Genomic DNA, 2,641 nt, shown 5'->3' on the forward strand with positions numbered 1-2,641 from the left:
AAAATGTAAATTAAAAAGAAAAAGTCCTCTTTTGAGAACTTTAATTTTGCAAATTTATTCGATCCATTATATTATTTAAAAATTGTCTCTACCCGCTATCATACAAAAAATGTGAGGGAAAGGCAAGGGAAATAAGGCATGAACATCTAAAGACTAAGGTAAATGTGAATTAGAAACGAAATAAATTAGTTCTATTTTCTTATAGCTCCTTTATCTCCTTCTAGTTAACTTTACCAGCCCTTTGCTTGCTTTATCATTTCTTCAACAATCATTTGAGATTTTAATGCTTCCTCTCCATTGATTGATGGATTTTCATCAGAATATATGCAATTGATAAAATGGTTGATGCAATCCTCAAAACCTCTTTGTTTTAATGTAGTGTCCCATGATGATGAAAACGAATTATTTATTGAGTTATTTTTTTCTACTTCGAAGTTGTTCATATTTTTTACCCTTATAATCGAACCTTCAGTAATTAATTCTAAGCGCTCAAGATTTGTTCCTGCCATTCGGTGCATTACTGTATTTATAGTAGTTCCTTTTAACGATTCATATTGGTGAGTAGCATACTCTAATTGATTAGTTTGAGTAAGTTTGACTCTACCATTAATCAAGTTAACTTCTCCATCTGCAAACCATCTAATGGTATCAACTAAATGTAAATAATCATCCAGCATCGTAAACTCGAATGAATTAGACCCAATTTTATTCTCTCGATGTTTTTCAAATCTGATTACCGCTATATTCTTTGCCTGTTCTTTTGCCTGCACATACAATGGACAGAATCGTCGGTTGAATCCAACCATAAGTTTTCGATTTAGTTTAATACTTAATTCAGTTAATTTTTCCGACTCTGGCAATGTAGCTGCTAGTGGTTTATCAACATATACATCTTTACCTTTATTTAATAAATACGATACAACTTCAAAATGTGAACTAGTTGCACTATGTACAAATACTGCGTCACTTTGTTCTGCCAGTAATTCCAAACTTTCAAAATCTTGAATTCGATATTGTAAACATATATTCTTACGTTTTTCTTTATTTGGTGAAAATGCACCGATAAAATCCCAGTTTTCTTCTTTTGTAAGAATTGGTAGATATGCTTTTTGCGCAATATTACCTAATCCTACCATTCCAATACGTGGTTTTTTCATTTTTGATCAGTCCTTTAAATTGACTTATTTTTCTAGATTTGTTGTAACAAATTATCTTTCTTCATTTAAAAGAAAATGATTATATTTCAAAATTATCTAACGGCAATAACATTCGAATTATCGGGAAATCTATAAAATAATCATAAAAATGGTAGTTTGGAGGTGTTTATTTGTATTTATATTCTTTAATTCAGACTAATTTTGATACAAATGATGATATAAGTGTTGTAAGAGACCTTTATTTACTTCAGCATGAAAAGAGTTTCTCTAATGATGAATTCCATGATCTAGTCACTCAATATAAAAGTACTGCAGAAACGAATTGGCATGTTGCACATTTACTTGAAAAAAATCACGGATTTAGAATTGTACCTGCAATAAATTTATAATGCTAACAAAACGAATACAATTTTTGTTCAAGTTTTGTTCGTAAAAACTTTAATGTAATAAGTTATTATAAATAAAAAGGTGCCCCAATCGTCTGAATAGACAATTGGGAACACCGTTTTAACTTTTTACTCTTCGATTCTTGGAGGTCTTTTTCCAAAGTATTGATAATAATCAGTTTTAATGAAACCATTAAATAATTTACGTTTTTTTGTTGCTGGTTTACCGTAAAATAAAGGTTTGAGGATATTTAATTTGTACTAGATTACATTTTCGCTCTTAAATTGTTATGGATATACTTCAGTTAGTAATAATAGTAAATAGTAAATTACAAACTAAAGTATTTACTAAATAAATCGGAATAGAGCATATTTACCCATATAATAGAAGAAACTGATTTATTCTACAATTTTTTATTCTTCTTCCTCAACAGTTACTTCTTCAAAATCATTAGGATTATGTATTTTTGCTTTTATTACTGTACCGTCTTCTAAATTAAAAGTAAGTTCAGGGATTGCTGTTGTTAATTGTGCTAATTTTGTAAACCAACTTCGATTTCACTCTTTGTATTATCACAAACAACCTCAAATGAAATGTCACATTTAAATTCCGTTCCTACATAGAATTTTCATTCGCTTAATTTTGCTTCAACATTAACCTTTGTCATTTGAATCTCTCCCTTTAAATAGTTTTTAGTTGAATAGTACATAATTTTAAATCCTTTAATAGTTTTACCTTGCCCCATTCCCCCAATTGAAATAATGGCTTTTATAGTCCATGCTTTTCATCGCAACAGGTTTAATTTTATTTAGTGGATCTTCTACTTCTTTTACTGTGATATTTGGTAATGAGGATAGCAGAGACTTTTCAACAAGCTCATCCATCCCATCATTAGTGGTAGTATTTCAGAGTTTGCAAAAAAGAAATAGTTATTAGTTAATTAAGTAATTTTCACAAAAAAATACAATCGAATTCCTTATTCGTCTAAATATTATTTTAATTTGAATTAATATGATAAAATTAGTTGAGTTCATGTTTTTATATAGGAAGGAGAGCTAACTTTTTGAGCTCTAACCTTTAATATTTCAGAGGTTGAC

Annotated in this window: 2 protein-coding genes and 1 pseudogene; 1 reads left to right on the plus strand and 2 read right to left on the minus strand. The window is 29.0% G+C overall.

Features of this window, described 5'->3' with window-relative positions:
* Nucleotides 1–230: 230 nt before the first annotated feature.
* A complete protein-coding gene (locus CN514_RS24800; protein ID WP_098234834.1) occupies nt 231–1,157 on the minus strand; it encodes a Gfo/Idh/MocA family protein in 927 nt (308 codons plus the stop codon).
* A 170-nt stretch (nt 1,158–1,327) separates the two neighbouring features.
* Here CN514_RS24800 and CN514_RS24805 point away from each other — a divergent pair, with 170 nt between their 5' ends.
* A complete protein-coding gene (locus CN514_RS24805; RefSeq protein ID WP_069031943.1) occupies nt 1,328–1,546 on the plus strand; it encodes a hypothetical protein in 219 nt (72 codons plus the stop codon).
* Nucleotides 1,547–1,672: 126 nt separating this feature from the next.
* Here CN514_RS24805 and CN514_RS26715 read toward each other — a convergent pair.
* Nucleotides 1,673–1,774 (minus strand): annotated as a pseudogene (locus CN514_RS26715) (hypothetical protein); the annotation flags it as partial.
* Nucleotides 1,775–2,641 lie beyond the last annotated feature (867 nt).

The organism is Bacillus sp. AFS001701, from assembly GCF_002559405.1.
Lineage (GTDB): Bacteria > Bacillota > Bacilli > Bacillales > Bacillaceae_G > Gottfriedia.